The organism is Streptomyces pratensis, from assembly GCF_037137275.1.
Classification (GTDB): domain Bacteria; phylum Actinomycetota; class Actinomycetes; order Streptomycetales; family Streptomycetaceae; genus Streptomyces; species Streptomyces pratensis_B.
In genome coordinates this window covers 427,089-441,436 of the sequence record NZ_JBBBEN010000102.1, presented here as the reverse complement: position 1 = coordinate 441,436, position 14,348 = coordinate 427,089, and the positions used below count along the sequence as shown (strand labels likewise).

9 protein-coding genes are annotated in these 14,348 nt (G+C 73.9%); 3 read left to right on the top strand and 6 right to left on the bottom strand.

Features of this window, described 5'->3' with window-relative positions; translation table 11 throughout:
• Positions 1-28: 28 nt before the first annotated feature.
• Both V9U70_RS29020 and V9U70_RS29015 read right to left on the bottom strand, forming a co-directional pair.
• Positions 29-2,851, bottom strand: coding sequence for a putative bifunctional diguanylate cyclase/phosphodiesterase (locus V9U70_RS29020; protein ID WP_336680051.1), 2,823 nt, complete (start codon positions 2,849-2,851; stop codon positions 29-31).
• Between the two features lie 409 nt (positions 2,852-3,260).
• A complete protein-coding gene (locus V9U70_RS29015; protein WP_336680050.1) occupies positions 3,261-4,208 on the bottom strand; it encodes a 2-hydroxyacid dehydrogenase in 948 nt (315 codons plus the stop codon).
• A 196-nt stretch (positions 4,209-4,404) separates the two neighbouring features.
• Here V9U70_RS29015 and V9U70_RS29010 point away from each other — a divergent pair, with 196 nt between their 5' ends.
• The 3 genes from V9U70_RS29010 to V9U70_RS29000 all read left to right on the top strand — a co-directional run bounded on the left by V9U70_RS29010 (position 4,405) and on the right by V9U70_RS29000 (position 7,379).
• Complete coding sequence (locus V9U70_RS29010) at positions 4,405-5,361, top strand: aldo/keto reductase (protein ID WP_336680146.1); 957 nt, start codon at positions 4,405-4,407, stop codon at positions 5,359-5,361.
• Positions 5,362-5,810: 449 nt separating this feature from the next.
• Positions 5,811-7,025, top strand: a complete 1,215-nt coding sequence (locus V9U70_RS29005) for a PQQ-dependent sugar dehydrogenase (protein WP_336680048.1) — start codon at positions 5,811-5,813, stop codon at positions 7,023-7,025.
• 39 nt (positions 7,026-7,064) lie between these two features.
• The gene (locus V9U70_RS29000; protein ID WP_336680047.1) at positions 7,065-7,379 is read left to right on the top strand and encodes a DUF6191 domain-containing protein; all 315 of its coding nucleotides are present in this window, start codon (positions 7,065-7,067) and stop codon (positions 7,377-7,379) included.
• An 87-nt stretch (positions 7,380-7,466) separates the two neighbouring features.
• On the opposite strand, the gene V9U70_RS28995 is transcribed toward V9U70_RS29000, so the two are convergent.
• The 4 genes from V9U70_RS28995 to V9U70_RS28980 all read right to left on the bottom strand — a co-directional run bounded on the left by V9U70_RS28995 (position 7,467) and on the right by V9U70_RS28980 (position 14,212).
• Positions 7,467-10,631 carry a helix-turn-helix transcriptional regulator gene (locus tag V9U70_RS28995; protein WP_336680046.1) on the bottom strand — a complete coding sequence of 1,055 codons (3,165 nt, stop codon included), beginning with the start codon at positions 10,629-10,631 and terminating at the stop codon, positions 7,467-7,469.
• Positions 10,632-10,813: 182 nt separating this feature from the next.
• Complete coding sequence (locus V9U70_RS28990; RefSeq protein WP_336680045.1) at positions 10,814-10,987, bottom strand: hypothetical protein; 174 nt, start codon at positions 10,985-10,987, stop codon at positions 10,814-10,816.
• A gap of 425 nt (positions 10,988-11,412) precedes the next feature.
• The gene (locus V9U70_RS28985) at positions 11,413-11,967 is read right to left on the bottom strand and encodes a GNAT family N-acetyltransferase (RefSeq protein ID WP_336680044.1); all 555 of its coding nucleotides are present in this window, start codon (positions 11,965-11,967) and stop codon (positions 11,413-11,415) included.
• Positions 11,945-14,212 (bottom strand): MMPL family transporter, encoded by a 2,268-nt coding sequence (locus V9U70_RS28980; protein WP_336680043.1) that lies wholly within the window; start codon positions 14,210-14,212, stop codon positions 11,945-11,947. The genes V9U70_RS28985 and V9U70_RS28980 overlap by 23 nt, the downstream gene beginning before the upstream one ends.
• Between the last annotated feature and the right edge of the window lie 136 nt (positions 14,213-14,348).

Below are 14,348 nucleotides of genomic sequence, written 5' to 3'. Positions count from 1 at the left end.
TGACCATCTCTCCGGCACGCATGACGTGTCAAGTAGGTGGGACGGGCGTCTCAGCATGTGATCCAGCGAGCAGGGGGATCGAGCCGCCCGCCATGACCGGCCGGGGGCTCGGAACGCCTGGCACGGGGAACTCCCCGCGCACCAGCGCCCGTCGCAGCCGGTACTCGTCGAGCGGCCCGGAGAAGGCCATGCCCTGGCCGTGCGTGCACCCCATGGCGCGCAGGGCGAGGACCTGTTCGGGGATGTCGACGCCGTCGGCGACGGACTGGAGGCCGAGGTCGCAGGCGATGCGCAGCAACCCGCTGGTGATCTTGTGCAGTCTGGCGGACTCGACCACGCCCTCGACCAGGTTCCGGTCCAGCTTCAGTACGTCGATGGGGAGCCGACGCAGGGCGTTGATCGCCGCGAAGCCGCTGCCGAACCCGTCGAGCGCGATCCGTACGCCGAGTCGGCGCAGTGCCACGAGCCGCTGCTCCAGGGCGTCGAAGGAGACGCGCGGATCGCTGTCGGCCACCTCGATCATCAGGGCGCCGGAGGGCAGGCCGTGCCGGGTCAGCAGCGCCTCGATGGAGCCGAAGGGCGGAGCGGTGTCCAGCAGCCGTGCGGCGGAGAGCCGGACGGAGACGGAGACGGGGTGGCCCGCTCGCGCGCGCTCGGCGGCCTGGGCCACGGCCTCCTGGAGGAGCCAGCGGCCGAGCTCGGCGGTGCGGTCGTCGTCGTCGGCGACCCGGAGGAACTCGGCGGGAGTGAACAGGATGCCCTGGGCGGAGCGCCAGCGGGCCTGGGCGGCCACGGCGGCCACGGACCCGCTGGCGAGGTGGACGACGGGCTGGTGCAGCAGCGCGAACTCGCCCTCGCGCAGCGCGGTGCGCAGCCGGGCGGCGAGCTCGGAGCGGCGTACGACGTCGGCCTGCATCTGGGGGGCGTACAGCTCGACCCGGTCCTTGCCGCCCGCCTTGGCGCGGTACATCGCGAGGTCCGCGTTGCGCATGAGATCGGTGGGGCTGATGGCGGGCTCGGCGAAGGCGACCCCGATGGACGCGGCCACTCGGACCTCGCTGGGGCCGATCCGGTAGGGCTGGGAGAGGGTGAGGCGCAGCCGCTCCGCGATCTCGTGGACCTGGTACTCGCGGGCCCCCTGGTCGTGGGCGCCGTCGCCGATGATGAGCGCGGCGAACTCGTCGCCTCCCAGCCGGGCCGCGGTGTCGCCGGCCCGGACGGACTCCTGGAGGCGGCGGCCGGCCTGCACGAGCAGTTCGTCGCCCGCCTGGTGGCCGATGGTGTCGTTGACCGCCTTGAAGCCGTCCAGATCGATGAAGAGGACGGCGGTGCCGGGGTCGCAGGAGCGTCGGCCGTCGAGGGCCTGGCGCACCCGGGCGGTGAACAGGGCCCGGTTGGGCAGGTCGGTGAGCGGGTCGTGCTCGGCGTTGTGCTGCAACTGGGCCTGGAGCCTCACGCGTTCGGTGACGTCCCGGCTGTTGAGGAGCAGGCCGCCCTGGTGGCGGTTGACGGTGGACTCGACGTTGAGCCAGTCGCCGTCGCCGGAGCGGAAGCGGCACTCGATACGGGTGGTGGGCTGCTCGCGCGGCGGGGCGGCGAGGAAGCGCCGCAGCTCGTGGACCACCCGGCCGAGGTCCTCCGGGTGGATGATCGAGGACAGCGCGGAGCCGACGAGATCCTCCGCGTCCCGTCCGTAGACGCCGGCGGCGGCAGGGCTGACGTAGCGCAGGGTGCCGTCGGGCGCGGCGATCATGATGACGTCGCTGGAGCCCTGCACCAGGGAGCGGAAGTGGTTCTCCTTCTGGGCCAGCTCCTGGGTGAGGGAGATGTTGTCGAGGAGCATGATGCCCTGGCGGACGACGAGCGCCAGGACGACGGCGCAGCCGGTGAGGACGACGACCCGGTCCACCCTGCGGCCCTGGACGACGCTGTGGAGGATGCCCAGGGTGCAGACGGCCGCGGCCAGATAGGGGGTCAGTGCGGCCAGCGAACCGGCGATCGGGCGGCTGGCGGTGGCGCCCGGGAGTGCGGGGCCGTCGGCGCCCCCGGCCGCGTTCCGGGGGCCCCACGGGGCGTAGGCCAGGAGCAGTGACCCCGCGAACCAGCCCGCGTCGAGCAGGTCGCCCGAGTGGTAGGTGGAGCGCAGCAGCGGCGAGGTGAACACCGCGTCGCTCAGCACGGTCAGGGCCAGGGCGGCGATGGCGGTGTTCACCGCGGAGCGGTTGACGCCGGACCGGCGGAAGTGCAGGGCGAGCACCATCGAGACGAGCACGATGTCGAGCAGCGGGTAGGCCAGGGAAAGGGCCGCGGGCGCGACGCTCGCGCCCTGGAGGCCCGCCATGGGCGCGGTGTGCGCGAGGGCGAGGCTCCAGGCGAGCGTCAGCAGGGAGCCGCCGATCAGCCAGGCGTCCAGGGCAAGGCAGACCCAGCCTGCCCGGGTGACCGGGCGCTTGGCCAGCACGAGCAGACCGACGATGGCGGGCGGCGCGAAGCAGAGGAAGAAGAGGTCGGCGAGGGAGGGGGTCGGCACGGGGACGCCGCGGACCACTTCGTACCAGCCCCAGACGGCGTTCCCGCAGGCCGCCATGAGGGAGGAGAGCGAGAACAGCAGCCAGGCGGGGCGCATGCGGCCCGCGCCGGCACGGGCGTAGAGGAAGCAGGAGACGGCGGCGATCAGCGCCGCCACGGCGAGGCCGAAGTCCCCCATCACCAGAGCCAGTCGGGGTGACCCCCAGCCGACGGCGGCGCCCACGGAATACCCCGCGCAGACGGCGCCGAGCAGGAGCCGGGAGCGCATGCCCGCGCTGCCGGAGGCGGACCGCGGCGAGAGCAGGGCCGCCAACGCGCTCACCGGAGGGCTCCCCGGCCCGGACCGCTCGGGCACGGGGGCCGCTGGGCCGGGGGCGCGGCGGCGTCCGCACGGGAGCGCCCGGCCCGCGGTCGCGGCGCCCGTGCCGTCGGCGTCCGCCCGGGGCCGTGATCCGGCCACGCGCAGATGCCGCGCTCCGTCGGAGCGGGCGGCTTCTGCCGCCCGCTTCCCCACGTCGGATCGTCTCTCCATGGCCAGCACATCGCCCGTCGCCCCCTAGCGTTCCGATGCTCCCCCCGCGCCGTCTCTGCCACGGCGCAGCCCCCTGGTCCGGACGATACACCAGATCCGTCACTCAGGGCCATAGCACCTCTACGCTCCGTGACGAAATGCGAGGTGGGCGGCACTGCGTGCATCCGATTCCGCTCTCGGCGCGGCCGTTCGGGGTGGGTCAGCCGGTGGTTCGCACGACGTTGCGCAGCGGTTCCCCCGCCGCGAAACGGGTGAGCTGGGCAGCCAGCAACCGCTTGGCGCGCGGCTCGAACGCCGAGGTGCTTCCACCCACATGAGGCGTGATCAGGACATGCGGAGCATGCCAGAGGGGGTGGCCTGCGGGCAGCGGTTCGGGGTCGGTCACATCGAGCGCGGCCCGCAGGCGCCCGGATTCCAGTTCGGACAGCAGGGCCTCGGTGTCCACGACTCCGCCTCGCGCGATGTTGACGAGGAGCGCGCCGTCCGGCATCGCGGCGAGGAAGTCCGCGTCCACCAGCCCTTGTGTGGACGGGTTCAACGGGGTGGTGAGGATCACGACGTCGGCCCGGGGCAGCAGCGCGGGCAGGTCGTCGAGCGCGTGTACGGGGCCGCGTGCGGTGGTCCGCGCGGAGCGCGCGACGCGCGCCACCCGCGCGCACTCGAAGGGGGCGAGCCGGTCCTCGACGGCCGAGCCGATGGAGCCGTACCCCACGATGAGGACGGACTTGTCGGCCAGCGCGGGGTAGAAGCCGGACCGCCACTCCTCGGCGTCCTGGCCGTGGACGAATCCGGGGAAGCCGCGCAGGGAGGCGAGGACGAGGGCGAGCGCCAGTTCGGCGGTGGACGCCTCGTGCACGCCCCTGGCGTTGCAGAGCCGGACGCCCTCGGGCAGCAGCCCGAGGCCAGGCTCCACGTGGTCGATGCCCGCGGAGAGCGTCTGCACCACCTGGACGGCGCTCATCGAGGCGAGCGGGCGCACCGCCACTTCGGGCCCCTTCATATAGGGAACGACGTAGTAGGCGCAGTCGGCCGGGTCACCGGGAAAGTCCGGCTCTCCGTCCCAGAGGAGGTAGTTGAGGCCTTCGGGGAGCCCGTCGATCTCCTCGGCCGGGAAGGGGAGCCATACGTCGGCGGTCGTCGCAGTCATGTGCAGGAGGCTATGCGAAGGCCGTGCGAGCGCTCCAGGGCGGCTGCGCGGAGGCACGCCACGGGCAGAGGTTACTTTTGGGTGCGGCGCGGCCCCGTGATCACGGGAGGGAGCCCGCCCGTGACGGCGGGAGCGACACCCTAGGGGAGGGTTCGGGGAGTTGGAGTGCAGGACTATCGGGGCGGCCGGGCTTGCCGTGGGCGCGATCGGGCTGGGTTGTATGCCGATGAGCTGGGGCTACAGCGCGTCGCAGCAGCGCGGCGACCGTTCGCTGCGGACGGTGCACGCGGCACTCGATGCGGGCGTCCGACTGCTCGACACCGCGGACATGTACGGCCCGTTCACCAATGAGCTGTTGGTCGGGCGGGCACTGAAGGGCCGCCGGTCGCAGGCGTTCATCTCGACCAAGTGCGGTCTGCTGGTGGGTGATCAGCACATCGTCTCCAACGGGCGGCCCGGATATGTGCGGCGGGCCTGTGACGCCTCGCTGCGCCGGCTCCAGACCGACGTGATCGACCTCTACCAACTGCACCGGGCCGACCCCGAGGTGCCGGTGGAGGAGACCTGGGGGGCGATGGCGGATCTGGTGACGGCGGGCAAGGTGCGTTCGCTGGGGCTGTGCGCGGTGGGGGCGCGGCCGCCGCGCCGGTCGGGCGCGGGTCTGCATGAGGGAACGATCCGGCAGCTGGAGCGCGTCCAGCAGGTGTTCCCGGTCAGCGCCGTCGAGGCCGAGTTGTCGGTGTGGTCGCGCGAGGCGCTGACCGAACTGCTGCCCTGGTGCAGGGCGCGCGGAGTCGGGCTGCTGGCCGCGATGCCGTTGGGCAGCGGCTATCTGACCGGGACGCTGAAGCCGGGCCGGGGATTCGAGCCGGAGGACCTGCGGGCCAGGCATCCGCGGTTCACGGCGGAGATGATGGCGGCGAACCAGCCCGTGGTGGCCGGTCTGCGGCGCGTGGCGGAGCGGCGGGGGGCGACGGTGGCGCAGGTCGCGCTGGCGTGGGTGCTGCGCCAGGGTCCGCACGTGGTGGCGGTGCCGGGGGCGAAACGGGAACGGTGGGCGGTGGAGAACGCCGGGGCGGCGACGGTGGCCCTGGACGCCCGGGACCTGGCGGAGATCGCCGGGCTGCCCGCCGCGCGCGGATCGTGGGACTGAACGCCGCGCGCGGATCGTGGGACTGAACGCCGCGGGAGGCGTGAAGCGCTCGTCCGCGTTGCGGAGCGGGGCGGTTGCAAGACCGCCGTCGGCCGGCGGGGCGGGCACCGGGCCGTGGCGCGTCGGGGCGGGGCGGGGTCAGGCCGTTCGGGTCGAGTCGGGTCAGGGCGGGTCGGGTCGGGTCGGGTCGGGTCGCACCAGGTCGGACCAGGGCAGATCGGCGCGTGCCAGGCCAGGTGGGGCGGCGAGGGCGCCGGGCGGGACCGTGCCGATGCCGGCGGGCGCGCGCCAGGTCTTCGTGGAGGCCGGGGCCGGGGTCCGCCCGGGGCGGGAGCGTCCGTGTCATCGTGGGACCGGGTGCGCGGCCGGAGAATGGTCGCGTCCAGGACTCCTTGCCGGGCCGCGGTGCGGGAACGAGGAGTCGGACCGCCGTCGAAAGGATCGCTTCCGTGCGTCGTGCTGTGTTCGGATCTCTCCCGTCCCCCGCGGTGCGCAGGGGGGTGGTGGCCGCGTTGGCGTCGGCCGCCCTGCTGCTGACCGCCGCGTGTTCCGGCGAGGGGGCGGACGGGGGCGCCCCCGGGCAGCGGTCCGACTCCGCCGCCCCCTCGCAGGACTCCGCCTCCCCCGTCTCCCCGAGCCGGGCGGCCGACCGGCCGCCCGCCAAGGGGTCGGCGAAGGTGGTCTCGACGCTGACCGACGGTCTGAAGACCCCCTGGGGGCTCGCCGTACTGCCGGGTGGTGACCTGCTGGTCTCCTCCCGGGACGAGGGGACCGTCCACCGGGTGGACGGCGAGAGCGGGAAGCAGACGCTGCTGGGCTCGGTGCCCGGGGTGTCTCCGGCGGGCGAGGGCGGACTGCTCGGGCTCGCCGTCCCCTCCACGTTCGGTGCGGACCGGTTGGTGTACGCGTACGTCACGACGACGTCCGACAACCGGATCGTACGGATGCAGTACGACGAGAAACGCCCGGAGGGCCGACAGCTGGGCGCGCCGGACACCGTGCTGCGCGGCATTCCCAAGGGTTCCATCCACAACGGCGGCCGGATCGCCTTCGGCCCGGACAAGATGCTGTACGCGGGCACGGGCGAGACCGGTGACACGGGCCTGTCCCAGGACAAGGAGTCGCTGGGGGGCAAGATCCTGCGCATGACCCCCGACGGGGAGCCGGTGCACGGCAACCCGGAGGCGGACTCGGTGGTGTATTCGTACGGGCACCGCAACGTGCAGGGGCTCGCCTGGGACGCGCGGAAGCGGCTGTGGGCGTCCGAGTTCGGCCAGAACACCTGGGACGAGCTGAACCTGATCGAGCCCGGCGGCAACTACGGCTGGCCCGAGGCCGAAGGCGAGGCGGGCGAGGAGGGGTTCATCGACCCCGTGGCGCAGTGGCGGACCTCCGAGGCCTCGCCCAGCGGGATCGCGTTCGCCGAAGGGTCGATCTGGATGGCCGCGCTCCGCGGTGAGCGGCTCTGGCGGATTCCGCTGTCCGGCGACGCCGGCGCGGAACCTTTGGCGGACCCCCAGTCGTTCCTCGACGAGAAGCACGGGCGCCTGCGCACGGTGGTGAGTGCGGGGGGCGACCGCATGTGGCTGGTCACCAGCAACACGGACGGCCGCCGAGCACCGAAGCCGGGGGACGACAAGATCCTTCTGGTGGAGGTGGAGTAGCCGCCTCGCCCGAGCAGGACGTCGGAGGGAGCACGGTCGGTGTTCAATTTCTTCGAGGAGCTCTTCGCCCCGGGGCGCAAGCACGTCTCCGACGAGCAGAAGCGGCTGGAGCTGAGCCGGGTGGATCTCGGCGTCGGCGAGCCGGGCCGGGGCCCCATAGACCTGACGTCGGGGAAGGTGACCGTGCGCGCCGCGGACGCCGAACCGGCTCCGGAGGCGGACGGCGCTTCGGAGCCTCGTCCTGGGCGCATGGGGCACTCCGCCCCCGAGCAGGACGCCGTGCTCGACCGGCCCCGTCCCAAGAGGCCCGCCGCAGAGCCGGACCGCCCGGATGACGAGGGACCCCCGCCGTAGGCAGACGGGGCAGCCGCCGGTCGCGCCGGGCCCGGCCGGCTCGGCCGCCGGGTGGGGTCTGGGACGCGGCGCGTGCGGTGGCCGGCGTCACGGGGCCGGGTAGAGCCGCAGGCGGTGGGCGAGGGCCGCCGCCTCACCCCGGCTGGAGACGCCGAGCTTCGCCAGGATGTTGGAGACGTGCACGCTCGCGGTCTTCGGCGAGATGAAGAGTTCCTCGGCGATCCGGCGGTTGGTGTGCCCGGCCGCGACCAGCCGGTGCACGTCCTGTTCCCGCGGAGTGAGCCCGAAGGACGCGAGGGCCGCGATGGCGGGGTCCTGTTCCTCGGCCGGCGGCTGCTCCCGCCCGGCGGGGGAAGGGTCTCCTCCGGCGGACGCGTCCCTCAGGACGGCCGGGTGGACGACGCCGCCGTCGCCGGGAGCCGCGCCGGAGGCGCCCAGGGCGATCCGGGCCCTGGACGCCAGTTGCTCGACCGCCTCGGCCAGCGGGCGGGCCCCCAGTCGCCGGGCAGCCGTGTGGGCCCGGTGCAGCAGAGCCGTGGCGGTGGACCGGTCGCCGGGGGCGACGAGCAGCGACTCGGCCCAGCGGCGGCGGACCTGCGCCAGCTCGTGCGGGCGGCTGAGAGGGCCGAAGGCCTCAGCGGCACGAGCCCAGTGCGCAGGGGTGTCGGCGTCCTCGGCACGGGCCAGCTCCGCCTCGATGAACAGTCCGTAGGCGGCCCACACGGGGACGAGCATCGGCAGGTTCTTCACATACCGGCGGATCATGGCGAGCATCGCCGGTCGCTCCGGTTCCGCGGCGGGCAGTCCGCGGGCGTCCGCCTCGATCGTGGCGGCGGACTGCAACAGCGGCAGGGCGTAACGCTGGGTCCCGGGCGGGAAGCCGTGCCCGGCGATCTCCTCGAAGACGGCGCGTGCCTCGGCGATCCTGCCCTGCGCCGCGGCCAGCAGCATGGCGTGCCGGGCCGGGGTGATCAGGTGCTGGGGCTGCGGATCGCGCAGCCCGAAGTACTTCCGGGTCAGGGCCAGCTGTTCCTCCCCGCCCGCGATGTCCCCGCGTGCGATGGCCAGTTCGGTGCGGCGGACGGCGACGAGCCCCTTGGACTTGTGGGAGAGGGCCAGGCGGCCGGCCGCCTCTGCGGCGTTCTCGCTCTGCGACCAGCGCCCGAGGGAGAACAGGGACTGCGCCTGGTTGGCGTACACCCAGGCGCCGGAGTCGGCCAGGCCGTGGCGGTGGCAGACCTCGATGCCGTGGTCGGCGGCGGCCACGGCCTCCAGCGAGCGGCCCATCGCTTCGAGCGAGGACGGCAGGTTGATGCTGGCCCGGCCCAGGAGGTGCACCAGGCGCAGCTCTTCTGCGCGGTCCCGGACGGCGTACATCTCCGCCAGCCCGTCCTCCACGCCGCCCGCGTCCGCGGCGAGCCAGCCGCGGGTGAGGCGGGCGTGCAGCTCGATGTACTCGTCGCCGACGAGCCGGGCGTACTCCACCGCACGGTCGCTGTCGGCCAGCGCCTGCGGGCCGGGCTGGTGCAGGGCCCGCCAACTGGCCACATTCGTCAGGACGTCGGCCTGCACGGCGGAGGGCGGCAGGCCCCGTACCAGCTCCTGGGCGGTGGCCAGCTCCTCCCAGCCGTCGCCCCGGTCCAGGCCCTGCGTCAGCCGGGAGCGCTGCACCCAGAACCAGGCGGCGCGCAGCGGGTCCCCGTCGGGGTCCAGGACCCGCATCGCCTTCTTGGAGATGGCCAGGGCGCGCTTGCGGTCGCCGCCGAGCCGGGCGGCGACGGTGGCCTCGGCCATCACGTCCAGGTAGCGCAGCGGCGTGTGCTCCGGGTCGCAGCCTGCCGCCGGGTAGACCTCCGCGTAGTCGAAGGGGCGCAGGGTGGCGCGCACGGCGTCGGGCACGTCGTCCCACAGCTCCATCGCCCGCTCCAGCAGCCTGAGTTGCTCCGAGTAGGCATAGCGTCTCCGGGCCTCGACGGCGGCCTGGAGGACGGCGGGCAGTGCCTTGGCCGCGTCGTGGGCCGCATACCAGTAGCTGGCGAGGCGGGTGGCGCGTTCGTCGGCCCGTACGAGGGAGGGGTCGGCCTCCAGCGCCTCGGCGTATCGCCGGTTGACTCGGGTGCGCTCGCCGGGCAGGAGATCGTCGCTGACGGCCTCGCGGACCAGGGAGTGGCGGAAGCGGTAGCCGTCGCTGTCGGGCGCGGGTTGCAGCAGGTTCGCGCCGACGGCGGCGCGCAGCGCCTCGTTGAGGTCCTCCTCGCCGAGCCCTGCGACGGCGGCGAGGAGTTCGTGCTCGACGAAGGAGCCGCCTTCCGCGACGATCCCGGCGATCCGCTGGGCGTGCTCCGGGAGCGCCTCCACCCGGACGAGCAGGAGGTCGCGGAGCGATTCGGAGAGCCCTGAGCTGTCGCCGCAGCACTCCACGGAGCGGGCGAGCTCCTCGACGAAGAAGGCGTTGCCGTCGGAGCGGTCGAAGATCTCGTCGACGAGGCCGGCCTCCGGGGCCTCGGCGAGGATGCCGGCGAGCTGGCGACCCACCTCTTCGTGGCTGAACCGGCCGAGCTCGACGCGGGTGACGGTGCGCAGCCGGTCCAGCTCCGCGAGGAGCGGGCGCAGGGGGTGGCGGCGGTGGAGGTCGTCGGCGCGGTAGGTGCCGACGACCATGAGGTGGCCGCTGCGCAGGGTGCGGAAGAGGTAGGAGAGCAGGTGCCGGGTGGAGGCGTCCGCCCAGTGGAGGTCCTCCAGGACCAGGACCACGGTCCGGTCGGCGGATATCCGTTCCAGGAGCCGGACGGTGAGTTCGAAGAGGCGGGCGATGCTGTGTTCGTCGGTCGCGTCCTTGTGGACCTCGCCCAGTTCGGGCAGGAGCCGGGCCAGCTCGCCCTCCTGTCCGGCGCAGGCGGCGGCCATCTCCTCCGGCAGGGCCCGGAGCAGGGCGCGCAGAGCGGTGGGGAAGGGCGCGAACGGCAGCCCGTCCGCGCCGATCTCGACGCATGCGCCGACCGCGGCGACGACGTCGCACCGCTGCGCGGCGGCGACGAACTGCTCGACCAGGCGGGTCTTGCCGACGCCCGCTTCACCGCCGATCAGCAAGGCCTGCGGAACACCGCCGACGGCTCGGGCGAGCGCCCCGGTGAGCGAGGCGAGCTCCTCGGCCCGTCCGACGAACACGGGGCTGACTGACCTGGTCTCCACGCCGCCGAGCATCGCATACGCGAGCGAGGGAGCGGGCCCCGTGCCGCCCTGAGTGATCATGGTCTCTTCTCCCGTCCCGCCGGGCCGGGACGCTCCCGCCCCGGATTCCGCCGGCACCGCGAGGCCGGGGCGCCGACGGCATCCGGGGCGTCGGCGGAAGCCGCGCGCGAACGTGGAGTCCGGCGCGGGCCCGGCTCCCGGCGCGGGCCCGGGAGCGGCGGCCGCCCCCGGTCGGATCACCGTCAGGCGGCGGGGACGAAACGGGCGCGGTCCTTGACCACCCGCCCCTTCGGGTCGCCGCGCCCGGTCCGGCGGGCGGCCCGGAGCGCGCGGCGGGCACGGCCGACCTCGCGCTCGGCGTCGGCCCGGCGGATCAGTTCGGCGGAGGTGGTGCGGTAGAGCTCGTACGCGTACATGGCTGCTCCCTGGTTCTCCGGTCGTGGCAGCGGCCCTGTCGGGGCTGTCCGGCAAGCCGGGCCCGGTGGTCGCTGGGTGTCCACTGTCGTCGGCCAGAGGGGTCGGCCGCATCGGGCGAGTGCCGCATCTTCACGGGCCGCCGGGCCTTAGGCAAGAGCTCCTCGTGCCCCAGGAGGGCCCCGTGCCGCGTCTGCGGGTGGGCGGAGCGGCGTACCCGCCACGCGCGGCACGCCTCGGACCGCTCTCCGGGGCGGCTCATCCGCCGGTCCGGCGGGGCGAGGAAGGCGACGGGCGCTCGGGAGGCGCGGTACGCCCAGGGCGGCGCCCGCCGTCGCGGCGGCGCGGGCCCAGAGGGGCCGGCGCCGCCCGGCAGGGGCGCCGGGCGCCGGGCGGAGGGGGACGGGAGCCCGCTCGGCGCTGTGCCTCAGGCCCTGCGGGCCCGCCACTCCGGGGCGAGGAGGGACCAGATCTCCGAGTCGTGCCGCTCGCCGCGGTACAGATAGCTCTGGCGGAGCACGCCGTCGCGGGTCATGCCCAGGCGCTTGGCCACCGCGATCGACCGGGTGTTCCCCGGGGAGGCGTCCCACTCCACGCGGTGCATGCCGCGCTCGTACACCGCCCAGTCGATCAGCCGCTCGGCGGCGCGGGTGATCAGGCCGCGCCCCTGGGCGGCGGGCTCCAGCCACACGCCGATCTCGCAGTTGCCGGACGCCGCGTCGAAGGTCTGGAAGAGGACGCCGCCCACGAGGCCGCCGTCCAGCCAGATGCCGTACAGCCGCCCGGTGTCCGCCGCCTGCTTGTCCGCGTACCGCTGGAGCAGGGCGCGGGCCGACGCCAGGTCGGTGGCGTAGCCGGCGAACGGAATCCAGGGATCGACCAGCTCCCGGGCCCGGTCCATGTGGGCGAGGAACTCCTCGGCCTGCCAGGGCTCCAGCGGGCGCAGCTCAGCCTGGTCATCACCCAGGGATATGGCGAACATCGTGCTCCTTCTCCGACTGCCGGGACCGGTGGGCCCGCTCGGCCGCCGGTCGGCTCCCGTCGTCCGCGCGGGCCCCAGGGATCTTCGCATGCGGCGCCGCCCGGTCGGGCGGCTCGATGCTGATCCGGGGCAGCCGGCGGTCCAGCCAGCCCGGCAGCCACCAGTTCGCGCCGCCGAGCATGTGCATCAGGGCGGGCACCAGCAGGGTGCGCAGGACGAAGGCGTCCAGGGCGACGGCGGTGGCCAGGGCGATGCCGAACATGGCGATCACCCGGTCGCCGCTGAGCACGAAGGCGAGGAAGACGGAGATCATGATGACGGCGGCGGAGTTGATCACCCGGCCGGTCTCGGCGAGGCCGACCCGGACCGCGCGGCGGTTGTCACCGGTCTCCCTCCACTCCTCGTACATCCGGCCGACCAGGAAGACCTGGTAGTCCATGGAGAGGCCGAAGAGGACCGAGACCATGATCACGGGCAGGAAGGGCTCGATGGGCCCGGCGCTGCCGAGGCCGAGGAACTCGCTGCCCCAGCCCCACTGGAAGACGGCGACGACCACGCCGAAGGAGGAGGCGACGGCGGCCACGTTCATCACGGCGGCCTTCACGGGGATGCCGATGGACCGGAAGGCCAGGAGCAGCAGCAGGCAGCCGAGCCCGACGACGACGCCGACGAAGAGCGGCAGCTTCCCGACGATGATCTCGGCGAAGTCGTCGTAGCTCGCCGTCATCCCGCCGACGTGGGCGGTGAGGGACGTGTTGTCCTGCACCCGCGGCAGTACGTCCTCACGGATGCGGTCGACCAGCTCGCTGGTGTCGCGCGACTGGGGGGCCGTGTCGGGGACGACGGTGAGGAAGGCGGTGTCGCCGCCGCTGTTGTACGTGAGCGGGCTGACAGAGGCGACGCCGTCGGTGGCGCGCAGCCGCTCGGGCAGCGCGTCCAGGGCGAGCCTGTCGTCGGCCCCGTCGAGGTGGGCGGCGACGGTCAGTGGCCCGTTGACGCCCGGTCCGAAGCCGTCGGCCAGCAGGTCGTAGGCCTGCCGGGTGGTGGCGGTGGCCGGGTTGTTGCCCTGGTCGGAGGTGCCCAGGTGGAGGCCGAGGGCGGGCAGGGCCAGCACGAGCATGACGACGGCCGCGATGCCGCCCAGCAGCTTGGGGCGACGTTCCACGAAGGCGGACCAACGGGCGGCGAAGCCGGTGGGCGGCTCGGGCCGCGGTCCGTGTTCGGCGAGCTGCCGGCGTTCGCGGCGGCTGAGGGCCCGGTCCCCGATGAGGGAGAGCAGGGCGGGCAGCAGGGTGACCGAGGCCAGGACGGTCAGGACGACGGTGAGCGACGCGGCGATGGCCACGCCGTTGAGGAAGCCGAGCCGCAGGATCAGCATGCCGAGCAGCGCGATGCAGACCGTGGCCCCTGCGAAGACGACAGCGCGCCCGGTGGTCGCGACGGCGTTTCGCGCGGCCTCGTCCACCGGCATCCCGCGCCGCAGCTCTCTGCGGTGCCGGGTCACGATGAACAGGGCGTAGTCGATGCCGACGCCGAGCCCGATCAGCATGCCCAGCATCGGGGCGAAGTCCGCCACGGTCATCGCGTGGCCCAGCAGCACGATGCCGGCGTGGGCGGTGCCGACGGAGACCAGGGCGGTGGCGATGGGCAGCAGGCTGGCGGCGAGCGAGCCGAAGGCGAGGAAGAGGACGACGGCCGCGACGGCGACGCCGACGGCTTCGGCGATGTGCGCGGAGGGGGCTTCGGTGAGGGCGACGGCCGTCCCGCCCAGTTCGATCCGGAGCCCGTCGGCCTCGGCGGCCTTCGCGGTGTCCACCAGGGCCTGGGCCTGGGCGACGGGGATCTCGTCGGCCGGCCGGTCCAGGACGACTGTGGCGTACGCGGTGTGGCCGTCCTCGCTGATCCGGCCGGCCCCGGCTGCTCCGTAGGGGCTGGTGACCCCGCCGACGCCGGGCAGCTCCTCGATCGCGTGCAGCGTCCTGGTCATGGTCTGCTCGACGTCGGCGGCCTCGACCGTGGAGCCGGTGGTGTGCCAGACGACGGTGTCGGTGTCGCCGCCGAGGTCGGTGAAGCCGCGGGAGAGGAGTTCGCCGGCCCGGCCGGACTCCGTGCCCGGAACCTCGTAGTCGTTGGAGTACGCGGAACCCGCGAAGCCCGCGGCGGCGGCGGTGCCGCCCAGTGCGGCGAGCCAGATGAGCACGGCGACGAGACGGTGCCTGATGCACCAGTGGGCGATGGCAGCCAACGGACGAGCTCCCTGCGGGTTCGTGGACCTTTACCCGCAGATGACGTGATCTGCCCGCAAACGTCTCATGACCTGAGAGCGCCACTCTGCCACCCGAAAGTGATCCTTTGTCCCTTTCGTGGCGATGGTCACAGGC